Annotated in this window: 11 protein-coding genes and 1 pseudogene; 4 read left to right on the top strand and 8 right to left on the bottom strand. The window is 71.9% G+C overall.

All coding sequences use genetic code 11. The features are described from left to right. Nucleotides 1–47: 47 nt before the first annotated feature. The gene (locus AB0I38_RS27860; protein ID WP_358479064.1) at nt 48–1,661 is read right to left on the bottom strand and encodes an amidohydrolase; all 1,614 of its coding nucleotides are present in this window, start codon (nt 1,659–1,661) and stop codon (nt 48–50) included. 218 nt (nt 1,662–1,879) lie between these two features. Here AB0I38_RS27860 and AB0I38_RS27855 point away from each other — a divergent pair, with 218 nt between their 5' ends. After that, on the top strand, nt 1,880–2,902 hold the full coding sequence (locus tag AB0I38_RS27855; protein WP_358479060.1) for a GNAT family N-acetyltransferase: 1,023 nt from the start codon (nt 1,880–1,882) through the stop codon (nt 2,900–2,902). Between the two features lie 162 nt (nt 2,903–3,064). Here AB0I38_RS27855 and AB0I38_RS27850 read toward each other — a convergent pair. Continuing rightward, nucleotides 3,065–3,481 (bottom strand): annotated as a pseudogene (locus AB0I38_RS27850) (Clp protease N-terminal domain-containing protein); the annotation flags it as partial. A gap of 71 nt (nt 3,482–3,552) precedes the next feature. On the opposite strand from AB0I38_RS27850, the gene AB0I38_RS27845 reads away from it, so the two are divergent. Together AB0I38_RS27845 and add are read left to right on the top strand one after the other, a co-directional pair. Beyond that, nucleotides 3,553–4,392: a hypothetical protein gene (locus tag AB0I38_RS27845; RefSeq protein WP_358479054.1), complete on the top strand. Its 840-nt coding sequence runs from the start codon at nt 3,553–3,555 to the stop codon at nt 4,390–4,392. A 126-nt stretch (nt 4,393–4,518) separates the two neighbouring features. Then, complete coding sequence (add, locus tag AB0I38_RS27840) at nt 4,519–5,550, top strand: adenosine deaminase (RefSeq protein WP_358479051.1); 1,032 nt, start codon at nt 4,519–4,521, stop codon at nt 5,548–5,550. On the opposite strand, the gene pgl is transcribed toward add, so the two are convergent. The 6 genes from pgl to tkt are packed head-to-tail and all read right to left on the bottom strand — an operon-like array spanning nt 5,547 to nt 13,686. Continuing rightward, a complete protein-coding gene (pgl, locus tag AB0I38_RS27835) occupies nt 5,547–6,320 on the bottom strand; it encodes a 6-phosphogluconolactonase (protein WP_358479046.1) in 774 nt (257 codons plus the stop codon). The two genes, add and pgl, sit on opposite strands and share 4 nt — an antisense overlap. 48 nt (nt 6,321–6,368) lie before the next feature. After that, entirely contained in the window at nt 6,369–7,298 is a 930-nt protein-coding gene (locus AB0I38_RS27830; RefSeq protein WP_358479038.1) for a glucose-6-phosphate dehydrogenase assembly protein OpcA, read from the bottom strand. 46 nt (nt 7,299–7,344) lie between these two features. After that, on the bottom strand, nt 7,345–8,946 hold the full coding sequence (gene zwf / locus AB0I38_RS27825) for a glucose-6-phosphate dehydrogenase (RefSeq protein ID WP_358479032.1): 1,602 nt from the start codon (nt 8,944–8,946) through the stop codon (nt 7,345–7,347). A gap of 1 nt (nt 8,947) precedes the next feature. Further along, nucleotides 8,948–10,561 carry a glucose-6-phosphate isomerase gene (locus AB0I38_RS27820; protein ID WP_358479530.1) on the bottom strand — a complete coding sequence of 538 codons (1,614 nt, stop codon included), beginning with the start codon at nt 10,559–10,561 and terminating at the stop codon, nt 8,948–8,950. Next, nucleotides 10,561–11,652 (bottom strand): transaldolase, encoded by a 1,092-nt coding sequence (gene tal / locus AB0I38_RS27815; protein ID WP_358479028.1) that lies wholly within the window; start codon nt 11,650–11,652, stop codon nt 10,561–10,563. The genes AB0I38_RS27820 and tal overlap by 1 nt, the downstream gene beginning before the upstream one ends. Before the next feature lie 3 nt (nt 11,653–11,655). Further along, nucleotides 11,656–13,686 (bottom strand): transketolase, encoded by a 2,031-nt coding sequence (gene tkt, locus AB0I38_RS27810; protein ID WP_436838788.1) that lies wholly within the window; start codon nt 13,684–13,686, stop codon nt 11,656–11,658. Between the two features lie 334 nt (nt 13,687–14,020). Here tkt and AB0I38_RS27805 point away from each other — a divergent pair, with 334 nt between their 5' ends. Beyond that, complete coding sequence (locus AB0I38_RS27805) at nt 14,021–14,965, top strand: heme o synthase (protein WP_358479020.1); 945 nt, start codon at nt 14,021–14,023, stop codon at nt 14,963–14,965. The last annotated feature ends 62 nt before the right edge of the window (nt 14,966–15,027 follow it).

Genomic DNA, 15,027 nt, shown 5'->3' with positions numbered 1-15,027 from the left:
CACGTGCCGGGGCCTTTCGCATGCCGGGGTAGATACGAGCAGGGCCGTTACGAGCCGGGCCGCCGGTAGACGGCCTCGCCGTCCACGAACGTCATGGCGACCCCGGTGGTCCAGATGTCCTGGGCGGGCAGTGTGAACGGGTCACGGTCGAGCACGACCAGGTCGGCCGGGCGGCCCGGCTCGATGGCCCCCGCCGGCGAGTGGTTGATCCACGCCGAGCCCGTCGTGTAGGCGCTCAGCGCGGCCGCGAGAGCGATGCGCTGGCCGGGCAGGAACGGCGTGCCCGCGGTGGGATAGCCCGCGTGCACCGAACCACCCGGCTCGGTCCGGTTGACCGCCACGTGCAGGCCCTGCAGCGGGTCGGCGCTCGACACCGGCCAGTCGCTGCCCGCGCAGAGCCTGGTGCCGTGGGCCAGCAGACCGGCGAACGGATACTGCCAGGACGAGCGCGGCTCGCCGAGGAACGGCAGCGTCAGCTCGTCCATCTGGGCGTGGTGCGTGGCCCACAGCGGTTGCAGGTTGGCCGTGACGCCGAGGGCGGCGAAGCGCGGCACGTCGGACGGCTCGATGATCTGCAGGTGCGCGATGTGGTGGCGGTTGGCCGGGTCGGTGCCCTCGAAGCTGTCGAGCGCCTCGCGCACCGCCCGCTCGCCGATCGCGTGGAAGTGCACCTGGAAGCCGAGCCGGTCGAGCTCGGCGACGTACTCCTTGAGCTTGGCCGGGTCCACGTAGGACAGGCCGGTGCCGCCGCACCGGCAGTAGGGCTCCAGTGTGGCGGCCGTGAAGTTCTCGGTGATGCCGTCCTGCATGATCTTCACCGAGGTGGCCGCGAACCGGTCGAGCCCCTCGGCCGAGGCACGCCGGGCGACCAGCTCCTCGATCTGGTCGAGGCCGCGGGTCCTGTCCCACCACAGCGCCCCCACCACGCGCGCCCTGAGCCTGCCGGAGCGGGCCCCGGACAGGTAGGTGGGCAACTGGTCGTCGGAGCCCGCGTAGGAGCCCACGATGGCGTCCTGCCATCCGGTGACACCCAGCGAGAACAGGTGGCGCTCGGCCTCGGCCAGCGCCGCGTCGAGGTCGCCGGCCGAGGGCCGGGGCGTGAGCAGGCCGACCAGGTCCATCGCGCCCTCGTGCAGCACGCCGCTGGGAGTGCCGTCGGGGTCGCGCTCGATGCGGCCGTCGGCCGGGTCGGGGGTGTCGCGGGTGATCCCGGCTCGTTCGAGCGCGCGGGTGCTGACCCAGGCGGCGTGGTGGTCCCGCTGGATCAGGTAGACGGGCCGGTCGGCGAAGTCGAGCAGGCTCCGGTGCGGCAGCCCGCCCGGGAAGGCCGACATGTCCCACCCACCGCCATCGATCCACTCCTTTTCAGGATTTTCCGCCGCATAGTCTGCGATCTTCTCGATGTACGCGTCGAGTCCGTAGATTTCTGACAGGTCGCACTTGGCGCGCTCCAGGCCCGCCTGCACCGGATGCACGTGCGCGTCCGTGAACCCCGGCACCAGTAGCCCGCCCGCCAGGTCGACGGTCTCGTGGGCCGGCGACAGCCGCGCCAGCTCCCGCTCGCCGCCCACGGCGGCGATCACGCCGTCGCGGACCAGCACGGCCTCGGCGAAGCCGCCCGTCGGGGTGAAGGCGCGCCCGCCCCGGAAGAGGATGTCCATCGATCTCCTGTCTGGCTGTGCCGGCCGGGGCACGACCGGGGTTTCCGGCCCGGAGCACCGGGGGAGCGGGGCGTCCAGCGGACCGTGCGGCCGGGATGAAGCACCTCACCGCCGGTCAATCCGGGCGAAGAGACATTTACACATATATGGCCACATATCTTGCTACATGAAACGCGGTGGTAGCGATCGCGTAACAGCCCTCCGGCATGCTCGTGGCCATGGGATTCTTGCGCATCCGCACCACGGTTGACGAGCGGCCCGGCCGGCTCGCCTCCCTCGCCGCCGCCCTGGCCGCACGGGGCGGCAACATTCTCGGCCTGAGCGTCCAGTCCGATGCCGACGGCACCGTCGACGAGTTCGTCGCCGACATCCCCGCGACCCCCGAGACCGTTCGCGAGGCGCTGGAGGCGGCGGGCGGGCGCAGGGTGCAGGTCGTCCCCGCGACCGCCCACGAGCTGACCGACGAGCCGACCCGCGCCCTGCTGCTGGCCTCCAGGCTGAGGTCCATGCCGTGGCGGCTGCCCGAGCTGCTGGCCGAGCTGCTGCGCGCGGACGACGCGCGGTGGATCTATGGTGAAGCGGTGAGTGACCTGCCGGATCCGACCCAGCTCATCGTGCCCGTGGCGGCCAGGCGAGCCGTGCGCCTGCGCCGTGGCGAGCTGCCCTTCACGCTGACCGAGGCCGCCAGGGCGGCCTCCTTCGCCCGGCTCGCCCAGCCGCCCGCGGAACGAGCGGGCGCCGAGCGCTCGGCCAAGCTGGCCGACGGCGCGGAGGTCACCGTCCGCCCGCTCACCACGATCTACCGCGAGGCCGTGCGAGACCTGCACGATCGCTGCTCGCCGGAGGCGCGCCGGTTCCGCTACTTCACCTCGATGCCGACGCTGCCTCCGCGCATGTTCGACCGGCTCTGCGACCGCAATCGCGGCCAGTCCCTGGTCGCCGGGCACGACGGGCAGGTGGTCGCGATGGCCAACCTGATGTTCACCCCCGATCCGGGCATCGCCGAGATGGCGTTCCTGGTCGAGGACCGCTGGCAGGGGCGCGGTCTGGGCAGGGCACTGGCCACGATGCTGGTGAGGGAGGCGCGCGACCTCGGTTACGCCGAGGTCAGGGCCTCGATGCTGTCCGACAACGTACGCATGCGCAGACTGCTGCTGTCGCTGGGCGCCACGATCGGCTACACCGAGGACCCCGGCGTCGTGGAGGCCCGGCTGCCCGTCGGCGCGCTGGCGTCAGCCTGACTCCTCCCGCGCCGCGTCCTCCGGCCCGGGCGGCCGCCGGATCCCGAGGTGGCGCTCGATGCGGTCGAGGCTCTCCTGGATCCGGGCGAGCCGCTCGCCCAGCATCGAGGCGCCGGCGAAGGGGAGGTCGCCCGGCCTGTCCCTGTGGCGGCCCACGCGGTGGATCACCCGCTGGCGCGCCTCGGCCAGGTCGACTCCCGCGTCGGTGAGCGCCTGGGCGCCCAGCCCCTCGCCCTCGCGCAGCAGGCCCAGCAGGATGTGCTCGGTGCCGATGTAGGTGTGCCGCAGTTGCAGGGCCTCGCGCAGCGAGAGCTCCAGCACCTTCTTGGCGCGCGGGGTGAACGGGATGTGGCCGCCCGGCTCCTGGTCGCCGGGCACCACCTCTCGCGCGATGAACGCGCGGACGCCCTCCAAGTCCACGCCGAAGCTCTCCAGGGTCGTCCCGGCCACCCCTTCGCCCTGGTGGAGGAGGCCGAGCAGGAGGTGCTCGGTGCCGATGTAGGTGTGGCGCATCGTCCGGGCCTCCTCCTGGGCGAGGACGACGACCTTGCGGGCACGGTCGGTGAAGCGCTCGAACACCTGCGGCCTCCGTTCGAATGCCTGCCTCCACTATGCGCTACAAAACGGCGAATGTGGGGTATCTCACCATTGTGGATCTTGACGAGGTGGCCGACCGGCTCTACGCGCTCCCGCCGTCCGAGTTCACCGCCGCGCGTACGGCCGAGGCGGGCGAGGCCAAGGCCGCGGGCGAGGCCGGGCTGGCCCGCGAGATAACCGGGCTGCGCAAGCCCACGGTCTCGGCCTGGGCGCTGAACCGGGCCGCCCGCCTGCACCCCGGCGAGCTCCAGGAGCTGTTCGACCTGGGGGAGCAACTGCGGGCCGCGTGGGAGGGGCACGACGCCGACGCGCTGACCGAGCTCACCCGGCGGCGCGGCGACCTCACCGGCAGGGTGAGCCACCTGGTCAAGGAGGGCGCCCGGCTGTCGGCCGCGGCGGCGGCCGAGGTCGACCAGACGCTCGACGCGGCCGTGGTGGACGCCGACGCGGCCGCCCAGGTGCGGCGAGGCCGCCTGGTCAAGCCGCTCAGCTACAGCGGCTTCGCCCCCGCTCCCGTGCTCCGGGACGGGCCCGCGGCCCGGAGGGGGAAACAGGGCGCCGAGGGCGAGGGTGAGGGGATCGGGGCCAGGGGAGGGCAGGAGGCCGAGGAGCGGCGGGCTCGGGAGCGCCAGGAGGCGGAGGAGCGGCGGGCTCGGGAGCGCCAGGAGGCGGAGGAGCGGCGGGCTCGGGAGCGCCAGGAGGCCGAGGCGGCCTACGAGGAGTGGCGGGACGCGGTGGCCGCCGCCGCTGAGGAGCATCGCGTCCGCGCCGAGAAGGTCGCCACGGTCGAGAAGAAGCTGGCGAAGGCGCGCAGGAAGCTCGGCGAGGCCGAACAGCGGCTGGAGGTGGCCCGGCGCGAGGAGCGCCTCGCGCGCCGGAGGCTCGAACGCTGACGGCTCGAACGTTGACGGCTCGAACGCTGACCGCATTCCCCTCATGAACCGAAAGCTGACAGTTTCATGTGAGATTCGGCCGTGAAAGCTGTCCGGATGGCGAAACGCAGGCTTATGGTCGTGGCCATGATCTTCGACGCGTCACTCGACGCCTTCATCGTCGCGCTGCCCAAGGTCGAGCTGCATGTCCACCTGATCGGCTCCGCCTCCGTCGCCACGGTCCTGGAGCTGGCCCGCCGCCACCCGGACGGCGGCGTGCCCACCAACGAGGAGGAGCTGCGCGCGTTCTACGCCTTCACCGACTTCCCGCACTTCGCCCGGGTGTACGCGGCGGTCAACGCCCTGGTCAGGGAGCCGGAGGACGTGGCCGCCCTGGTGCTCGGCCTGGCTCGCGACCTGTCGGAGCAGGGGGCCCGCTACGCCGAGCTCCAGGTCACCCCGTACGCCCACCATCAGGTCGGCATGCCGATGCGCGAGGTGACCGAGGCGCTGGACATCGCGGCCCGCCGCGCGCCGGTCGAGTACGGGGTCGAGATGGCCTACATCTTCGACATCCCCGGCGAGTACGGCGCCGAGGCCGCCAAGGTGACCCTGGCCCACGCGCTGGAGGAACCTCCCGCCGCGCTGGTAGGTTTCGGCCTCGGCGGGATCGAGCAGGAGCGTCCGCCCTACCGTGACGCCTTCCGCGACGCGTTCGCCGCCGCCCGAGCCGCCGGGCTGCACAGCGTCCCGCACGGCGGCGAGATGACCGGTCCCGAGACGATCTGGGAGGTCGTCGACGGCCTCGGGGCCGAGCGCGTCGGACACGGCATCTCCTGCCTCCAGGACGACCGCCTGGTGGCCTGCCTGCGCGAGCGGCAGCTCCCGCTGGACGTCTGCCCGACGTCCAACGTCCGCACCGGCCAGGTGGCCCGCATCGAGGACCACCCGCTGCCGCGGCTGCTGGAGGAGGGCCTGTTCGTGACGCTGGGCAGCGACGACCCGCCCATGTTCGCCACCACGCTGGCCGATGAGTACCGGACCGTGGCCCGCGTCTTCGGGTTCGGCAGGGAGCGGCTGGCCGGGTTCGCCCGCGACGGCGTGACCGCGTCCTACCTGGCCGCGGACCGCAAGCAGGCACTCCTGGCCGAGATCGACGCGCTCGTCGCGACAGGTTAGGGAGAGGCGATGCGGCCCAGGCCCGGCGGGATCTTGCCGGCGGCCGCACGGTCCAGCAGGAACAACGTCCGGCCCCGGCCACGCGCCCCCGCGGCCGGCACCTGGACCGGGCCCGATTCCGACAGCGCGAGTCGCACGGCGCCCGACTTCTCCTCGCCCGCCGCGATCACCCACACCTCGCGCGAGGCCTGGATGACCGGGAGCGTCAGCGAGATGCGCGTGGGCGGCGGCTTGGGGGAGCCGTGCACCGCCACCACCGGCCGCGTGTCGTAGAGCGCGGGCATGCCGGGGAACAACGAGGCCACGTGCGCGTCGGGGCCCATGCCGAGCAGCATCACGTCGAACGACGGCGCCGGGCCGTGGTCCTCCGGCCTGGCCGCCTTGCGCACCTCGGTGGCGTAGGCGTCGGCCGCCTCCTCCGCCGTCAGGCCGGAGTCGGGGCCCAGCATCACGTGCACCCGCTCCGGATCGACGTCGACCTGGTCGAGCAGCGCCCGGCGGGCACCGGTCTCGTTGCGCTCGGGATCGCCCGAGGGCAGGAAACGCTCGTCGCCCCACCAGATGTCGAGCCGAGGCCAGTCGACCGCGTCACGGGCGGGCGTGGCGGCGATCGCGGCCAGGGTCGCCGTGCCGACCGTGCCCCCGGTCAGCACCAGCGACGCCGAGCCCGTCGCGGACTGCGCGTCGACCAGCCGGGTGATGATCCGCGCGGCCACGGCCTTGGCCAGGACGTCGGCATCGCGGTGGACGACAATCGTGGGGACGCTCACGCAACCACTCTTTCACGGGTGAAAAGACCAGGGCAGGACCTGGTCGGGTCAGGACTTACTCGGGTCGGGTTTGTACGAGCGGGCCAGCCGCTTGACCGCCGCCGCGTAGGTCTCGTCGGAGTCGAGCCGCCGCAGCTCCTCGGCCAGCAGCTCCGAGGTGTGCCGCCGGGCCAGCGCGACGTTCCGGTCGGGCTGCCCCGGACGCGACAGCGTGGCCAGCCGGGCGTCGCTCCTGGCCACCGAGAGATCGCCGTCGGCCACGCTCAGCCGTACGCAGGTGATGCCGGGCCCGGCGGAGTCGGCGACCTTGACCGGCGCGCCGAGGCGCTCCGACAGCCAGGCCGCCATGAGCGGGGCGCTCGGGTTGCCGGGCGACGCCTCGATCAGGCCCCGGCGCACCTTGCCCACGGGCTGGTCGAACGCCGCCGCCAGCAGGCTGCGCCACTGCGTCAGCCGGGCCCAGGCCAGGTCGGTGTCGCCGGGGGCGTATCCCTTGGCTCTGGTGGCCAGCGTCTTGACGCCGTCGCCGGTCGCGCGCCTGGCGTCGGTGATGCGCCGCTGGGCCAGCATCCCGACCGGGTCCTTGGACGGCACCGCGGGCGCGTCTCCCGGCCACCACACCACGACCGGCGTGTCGGGCAGCAGCAGCGGGCTGACCACTGAGTCGGCGTGCCGGGTCAGCTCGCCGTACAGGCGCAGCACCACGACCTCGCCCGGCGTGGACTCGCCGATGCGCAGCTCCGCGTCGAGACGGGTCTGCTCGTCGGTCTCGCGGCTGATCACCACGAGGATGCGCGACGGGTGCTCGCGCGCCGCCTCGGTGGCCGCGCGCAGCGAGTCGTACTGGTCACGTTCCTCGCAGACCACGACCAGCGTCAGCACCATGCCGACGGCGGGCGCGCCCATTTGGTGGCGCAGCATCATGAGCTGGGAAGAGATCTTCCCGGCCGTCGTGTCGGCCAGCATGAAGGTCGTCATGCGCGCTCCTTCGCCGGTGTCGTCGCCGCCTCGGTCCGCCCGCCCACTAGAGCCTCCTCCACACGCGGCCGTCGCGTGCCATCATCGCGTCCGCGGCCGGCGGCCCCCACGAGCCCGCCGGATAGGGCTCGGGCTGGCCCAGCGTGGCCCACAGGTCCTCGATCGGGTCGAGGATCTTCCACGACAGCTCGACCTCGCGCTGGTGCGGGAAGAGCGGCGGGTCGCCGATCATCACGTCCAGCAGCAGCCGCTCGTACGCCTCGGGCGAGGACTCCATGAACGACTCTCCATAGGCGAAGTCCATCGACACATCGCGCACCTCCATCTGGGTGCCCGGCACCTTGGAGCCGAACCGCACCGTGATGCCTTCGTCCGGCTGCACCCTGATGACCAGGGCGTTCTGGCCCAGGATCTCGGTGTCGTCCTTGGAGAAGGGCAGGTGCGGCGCCCGCTGGAACACCACGGCCACCTCGGTCACCCGGCGCCCCAGCCGCTTGCCGGTGCGCAGGTAGAACGGCACGCCCGCCCAGCGCCGGTTGGCGATCTCCAGCTTGACGGCCGCGTAGGTCTCGGTGATGGAGTCGGCCGGGATGCCCTCCTCCTCCAGGTAGCCGACGACCTTCTCGCCGCCCTGCCAGCCCGCGGCGTACTGCCCGCGCGCGGTGTTGGCCACCAGGTCGGACGGCAGCCGCACCGCCTTGAACACCTTCTCCTTCTCGCGGCGCAGCGCCGAGGCGTCGAAGGACGTCGGGTCCTCCATGGCCACCAGCGCGAGCAGCTGGAGCAGGTGGTTCTGGATCACGTCCCGGGCGGCGCCGATGCCGTCGTAGTAGCCGGCCCGGCCGCCGATGCCGATGTCCTCGGCCATGGTGATCTGCACATGGTCGACGAAGCCGCGGTTCCAGATCGGCTCGTAGAGGTTGTTGGCGAAGCGCAGCGCCAGGATGTTCTGGACCGTCTCCTTGCCCAGATAGTGGTCGATCCGGAAGATCGAACTCTCGGGGAAGGCCGAGGTGGTGATCTCGTTGAGCTCGTGGGCCGACTTCAGGTCATGGCCGAAGGGCTTCTCGATGACCACCCGGCGCCACGAGCCGGGCGGCGCGTCGGCCACACCGGTGCGCTTGAGCTGCTCGACCACCACGGGGAAGAACTTCGGCGGCACCGACAGGTAGAACGCATAGTTGCCGCCCGTGCCGCGGGTCTCGTCGATCTCCTTCAAGGCCATCGCCAGCGCGTCGAACGCGCCGTCGTCAGAGAACTCTCCGGGCACGAAGTGGATGCCCTCGCAGATCTGCTTCCAGACCTCCTCGCGGAACGGCGTCCGCGCGTGCGCCTTGACGGCGTCGTGCGTGAGCCGGGCGAAATCCTGGTCCTTCCAGTCACGCCGGGCGAACCCGACGAGCGAGAACCCCGGCGGCAGCAGCCCCCGGTTGCCCAGGTCGTAGATCGCCGGCAGCAGCTTGCGCTTGGCCAGGTCTCCCGTCACGCCGAACAGCACCAGCACGCACGGCCCCGCCACCCGTGGCAACCGCTTGTCACGCGGGTCGCGCAACGGGTTGGCCTCCTCCACCTCCAGGGTCGTGGACGTGGCCGCCACGGCCGCCGCGACGGTCGCGGCCTCGGAGGCGGACGCTCCCGGGTCTGTCATCTCAAGCCTCCTGTGCGGCTGCGAGCAGGTGCGCGACTCCCGCCGCGCGGTCGGTCAGATGCACGCGTACGGCGGGCCGCCCGCGGTGCTCCAGCGCTTCGAGGTCGCCGAGCGCCTGGGCCAGCTGGAGCGTGCCCAGGGTGTAGGGCTTGCCCGGCACCGGCACGTCGTCGGCCACGGCGCCGGTGACCTGCAGGAAGACCCCGTTCTGGGGACCTCCCCTGTGGTATTGCCCAGTGGAGCGCGCGAAACGCGGGCCCCAGCCGAACGTCACGGGCCGGTCGGTGCGCAGGGCGAGCAGCGGCCGCAGCGTGGCCGCGTCGGCCGCCATCCACGCGTCGGTCATCTGCTCGAAGTCGGCGCCCTCGGCCACCGGCGCGTCGAAGGCCGCCAGCCGGTCGAGATAGGCCGTCACGGCCAGGTAGCCGCCGTCGGGCACCGACCTCAGCAACTCGGTCAGCACGCCGGGCAGATCCTTGGCCCGGGTGCGGCCGTAGACCTCGACAGGCCCGTCGACCAGCGCGGGCTCGCCCACCGGCAGCGCGGGCAGGGCCAGCAGCCGGCCGGTGGCGGCCGTGGACTCGGCGAGGCCGGGCTCGTCGAACGGGTCGACGCCGAGCAGCAGGCCGGCCACGGCCGTGGCGTACTCCCAGACCAGGAACTGCGCGCCGAGCGGCCCGTCCACCCGGACGTCGCCGTCGTCGGCGTCGAGGGTGACGAGCAGCTCGTCGCCGGTGCCCTGCGGCTCGCCGCCGACGACGGGCAGGATGCCCCGGCCGCGCTTGCCGGTCGACGCGGCGACCAGCTGCTCGATCCAGTCGGGCAGTCCGGTCGCGGCCGACAGCCGGTCGTCCATGAGCAGCTTGTCGCGGCCGGCGAGGGCCGCGCCGCCGAGTGCCGCGCCGAGGTCGAGCCCCGGGTTGCCGGTGTCCTTCGACAGCAGCGGCAGCACCTCGGCGGCCTCGTCCAGCAGCCTGCCCGCGTCGGCGCCCGCCAGCGCGCTCGGCACCAGGCCGAACGCCGACAGCGCGGAGTAGCGGCCGCCCACGTCGGGGGCGGCCAGGATCAGGTGATAGCCCGACTCGGCCGCCAGCCGCTCCAGCGGGGAGCCGGGGTCGGTGACGACCGTCACCCGCGTGGCCGGGTCGATACCGGCGTCGAGGAAGGCCCGTTCGTAGACCCGCAGCAGGGCCTCGGTCTCGACCGACGCGGCGCTCGTGCCGGCCACGACCAGGACCGTGGAGTCGAGGCCCTCGGCCAGTGCCCGGCGCACCTGGCCGGGGTCGGTCGTGTCGAGAACGGTCAGCGGCGCGTCGGCGGAGGCGCAGATCACCTCGGCCGCCGGCGACGAGCCGCCCAGCCCGGCCAGCACCACGTTGGTGAGCCCGTCGGCGCCGGCGCGCCGCGCCAGCGCCGCGAGCTCGGGCAGCAGCTCACCGGACGCGCGCGGCAGCGTGAGCCAGCCCAGCCGGGCGGCCGCGACCGGCGCGGCGTCCTCCCCCCACAGCGTGGGATCGCCGCCGGCGAGCCTGGCGGGCACGCCGTCGGCGATGAGCCGCTCCGCGACGGAGGCGGCCGAGTCGGCCACCTCCTGGTCGCGGTAGGTGACCTCCATCAAGGGACCAGGTTCTTGGTGACGCTCTCCAGCAGCTCGTTCCAGGAGGCCTCGAACTTGTCCACACCCTCGTCCTCGAGCACCCGGACGACGTCGTCGTAGTCGACCCCGGCCTCCTTGAGCTCGGCCATGATGTTCCAGGCCTGCTCGTAGAAGGGCCGGATGGTGTCGCCCGAGATCTGGCCGTGGTCGGCGACCGCGTCGAGCGTCTTCTCCGGCATGGTGTTGACCGTGCCGGGGGCGACGAGCTCGTCGACGTACATCGTGTCGGAGTAGTCGGGGTTCTTGACGCCGGTCGAGGCCCAGAGCGGACGCTGCGGGCGGGCGCCCGCGGCGCGCAGCGCCTGCCAGCGCTCGGAGTTCATCACGTCCTCGAACGCCGCGTAGGCCAGGCGCGCGTTGGCGACGCCCGCCTTGCCCTTGAGCTCGGGCCGGCCGAGCCCGTCGAGCCGCTTGTCGATCTCGGTGTCGACGCGGCTGACGAAGAACGAGGCCACCGACTCGATCGTGGCCAGGTCGAGACCCTTGGCCCGCGCGGCCTCCAGGCCGGCCAGCCAGGCGTCCATGACCTGGCGGTAGCGCTCCAGCGAGAAGATCAGCGTGACGTTGACGCTGATGCCCTCGCTGATCGCCTGGGTGATCGCCGGCAGGCCCTCCAGGGTCGCCGGGATCTTGATGAACAGGTTGGGCCGGTCGACCAGCCACCACAGCGCGCGCGCCTCGGCGATGGTCTTGTCGCTGTCGCGCGCCAGGCGCGGGTCGACCTCCAGCGAGACGCGCCCGTCGGTGCCGCCGGTGGCCTCGTAGACCGGACGCAGCACGTCGGCCGCCCACCGGATGTCGTAGGTGGTGATGGCGCGCACCGCCTCGCCGACGTCGACACCGCGCACGGCCAGGTCGTGCATCTGCATGTCGTAGGCGTCGCCCTTGCTGAGGGCGCCGGCGAAGATCGTCGGATTGGAGGTGACCCCGACCACGTTCTTCTCGCGGATCAGCTGCTCAAGGTTGCCCGTGCGCAGCCGCTCGCGGCTGATGTCGTCGAGCCAGATGGACACACCCTGGCCGGACAGCTTGTTGAGGATCTCACTCATCGTTCAGTTTCCCGTCGTCTCGCCCTTGTCGTGACCCAGCTTGGCCAGGCTCGACCTGGCCGCCGCCGCCACGCGGTCGGCCGTCAGGCCGAACTGCTCGTACAGCGTCTTGTACGGCGCGGACGCACCGAAGTGGTCGAGGCCGACCACTTCGCCGCACTCGCCGACGAACTCGCGCCAGCCGAGCGCGACTCCCGCCTCGACCGCGACCCGAGCCTTGATCTCCGAAGGCAGAACGGTCTGCTTGTACGCGATGTCCTGCCCCTGGAACCACTCGACACACGGCATCGACACGACCCGCGTCGAGATGCCCTGTGCCTCCAGCAGCTCGCGGGCGTTGATCGCCACCTCCACCTCGCTGCCGGTGGCGATCAGGATGACCCGCGGCCGGGCGTCGGACGCCTCGTGCAGGATGTAGCCACCGCGGGCCACGCCATCGGCGCTGGTGCCCTCGAAGACCGGCAGGTTCTGCCTGGTCAGGGCCAGCGCCGCGGGCCTGTCGCTGTGCTCCAGCACCGTCTTCCAGGCGTGGGCCGTCTCGTTGGCGTCGCCGGGGCGCACCACGTCGAGGCCGGGGATCGCGCGCAGCGCCCACAGGTGCTCGATCGGCTGGTGCGTCGGGCCGTCCTCGCCGAGACCGATCGAGTCGTGCGTCCACACGTAGATGACCGGCAGCTTCATCAGCGCCGCCAGGCGTACGGACGGGCGCATGTAGTCGGAGAAGACCAGGAACGTGCCGCCGTAGGGGCGGGTGCCGCCGTGCAGCGCGATGCCGTTGAGGATGGCCCCCATGCCGTGCTCACGGATGCCGAAGTGCAGGGTGCGGCCGAAGCGATTGCCGGGGAACTCCTTGGTTTGGTACTCCTCCGGGATGAACGACGGCTCGCCCTTCATCGTGGTGTTGTTGGACTCGGCCAGATCGGCCGAGCCGCCCCACAGCTCGGGCAGCACCGGGGCCAGCGCGCTGAGCACCTCGCCGGAGGCCTTGCGGGTGGCCATGGAGGCGCCGGGCTCGAACGAGGGCAGCGCCGAGGCCCAGCCGCCGGGCAGCTCGTGACGCGAGATGCGGTCGAGTTCGGTCGCGCGCTCCGGGTTGGCCTGGCGCCAGGCGGCGTAGGACTTCTCCCACGCGACGTGGGCCTCGTGACCGCGCCGCGCCACGTCACGGCTGTGGTCGAGCACGTCGCCGGGCACCGCGAAGCTCTGCGTGGGGTCCATGCCGAGGATGGTCTTGGTGGCGGCGACCTCGTCGGCGCCGAGGGCACTGCCGTGGATCTTGCCGGTGTTCTGCTTGTTGGGCGCGGGCCAGCCGATGATCGTGCGCAGCCGGATGAAGGTCGGCCTGTCGGTCTCGGCGCGCGACTCCTCCAGGGCGGCGTGCAGGGCCGCGACGTCCTCGACGTACTCGCCGGTCTGGGTCCAGTCGACCTCCAGCGTCTGCCAGCCGTAGGCCTCGTAACGCTTGACCACGTCCTCGGACTTGGCGATCAGCGTGTCGTCCTCGATCGAGATGTGGTTGTCGTCGTAGACGACGGTCAGGTTGCCCAGCTTCTGGTGGCCGGCGATGGCGCTGACCTCGTGGCTGACGCCCTCCTCGATGTCGCCGTCGCTGACGAAGCACCAGATGTGGTGGTCGAAGGGCGAGGCGCCGGGGGCGGTGTCGGGATCGAACAGGCCGCGCTCGCGGCGGGCCGCCATCGCCATGCCCACCGCGTTGCCCAGGCCCTGGCCGAGCGGCCCGGTGGTGGTCTCCACGCCGGCCGTGTGGCCGTGCTCCGGGTGACCGGGCGTCACGCTGTCCCACTGACGCAGCCGCTTCAGGTCGTCCAGGTTGAGGCCGTAGCCCGACAGGAACAACTGGATGTACAGCGTCAGGCTGGTGTGCCCGCACGACAGCACGAAGCGGTCACGCCCGATCCACGTGGGGTCCGTCGGGTCGTGGCGCATCGTACGCTGGAACAACAGGTATGCGGCGGGGGCCAGGCTCATGGCGGTGCCGGGATGACCCGAGCCCGCCTTCTCCACTGCGTCCATCGCCAGGGCTCGAACGACGTCGACCGCCTTCTTGTCGAGGTCGGTCCATTCGAGGGCTGGCACGAGTTCGGTGCTCAAGTGCTCGATCTCCGGAATCTAGTTGTCATTGGTGGTGCCGGTTGGCATATCCCGCCCACACCGGACCCTAACCGAGTGGAGCTGGCGATCGATTCCCATCCACTCATGCGGGTCCATGAATGGCCGAAGCCCCCCATTGGCCGGACCGGCCGTCCCTGCGACTACAGTTTGGTTGTCGCAGGGGCGTCACGGCGCCCATCCACGGATCCGCTCTATTCAGAGGTTACGCGTTGACTCCGCACGTGCTGGAAGCGCCTTGACGGTGCTGACCAACAGGCAGACGACGGCCCCCGCCACCGCGGCCGAGGAGCCGCGGACGATCGGCACGGTCGTCAAGGCCTACATCGCCCTCATGAAGCCGCGGGTCATCGAGCTGCTCCTCATCACGACCCTGCCGGTGATGTTCCTCGCGGCGGGCGGTCTGCCCCCGCTGTGGACGTCGATCGGGGTCATGGTGTTCGGCACCCTGTCGGCGGGCAGCGCCAACGCGCTCAACTGCTACATAGATCGCGACATCGACCAGAAGATGCGCCGCACCCGGCGCAGGCCGCTGGCCCAGCACCAGGTCTCGCCCCGCGCCGCGCTCATCTTCGGCATCGTGCTCGGCATTTTGTCGACACTTGGCCTCTGGGTGACCACCAACTGGCTGGCCGCGATGCTGTCGCTCGGCGCGATCCTGTTCTACGTGCTGGTCTACTCGCTGGTCCTCAAGCGGCGCACCGTCCAGAACGTCGTGTGGGGCGGCATCGCCGGCTGCATGCCGGTGCTGATCGGCTGGGCCGGCATCACCGAGCGGCTCGACTGGGCGCCGCTGGTGCTGTTCGGCGTGGTGTTCTTCTGGACCCCGCCGCACACCTGGACTCTGGCGATGCGCTACAAGGAGGACTACGCGGCGGCCGAGGTGCCGATGCTGCCGGTGGTCGCCACCGAGCGCCGGGTCATCCTGGAGTCGGTCGCCTACACCTGGGCCACCGTGCTCTGCTCGCTGGCGCTCTGGCCGGTGGCGGGCACCACCCTGTTCTACCCGGCCGTGGCCGTGCTCCTGGGCGCCATGTGCCTGTGGGAGGTGCACCGCCTGCTGGCCCGCCTCAACTCCGGCCTGACCGGGGTCGCGCTGCGCCCGATGCGCTTCTTCCACTGGTCCAACGCCTACCTGGCGCTGCTCTTCCTGGCCGTGGCGATCGACCCGCTGCTGGCCTGAGCTTCCTCTCGGGGGCCTCGCCGCTCGATGGGACAGTGTCTTTTTGATCCGTTACAGTCACC

It is taken from the genome of Nonomuraea cavernae, from assembly GCF_040655715.1.
GTDB classification, from domain to species: Bacteria; Actinomycetota; Actinomycetes; order Streptosporangiales; family Streptosporangiaceae; genus Nonomuraea; species Nonomuraea cavernae_A.
The sequence above is the reverse complement of the archived record's forward strand: the minus strand, read 5'-3'. Positions and strand labels throughout refer to the sequence as shown.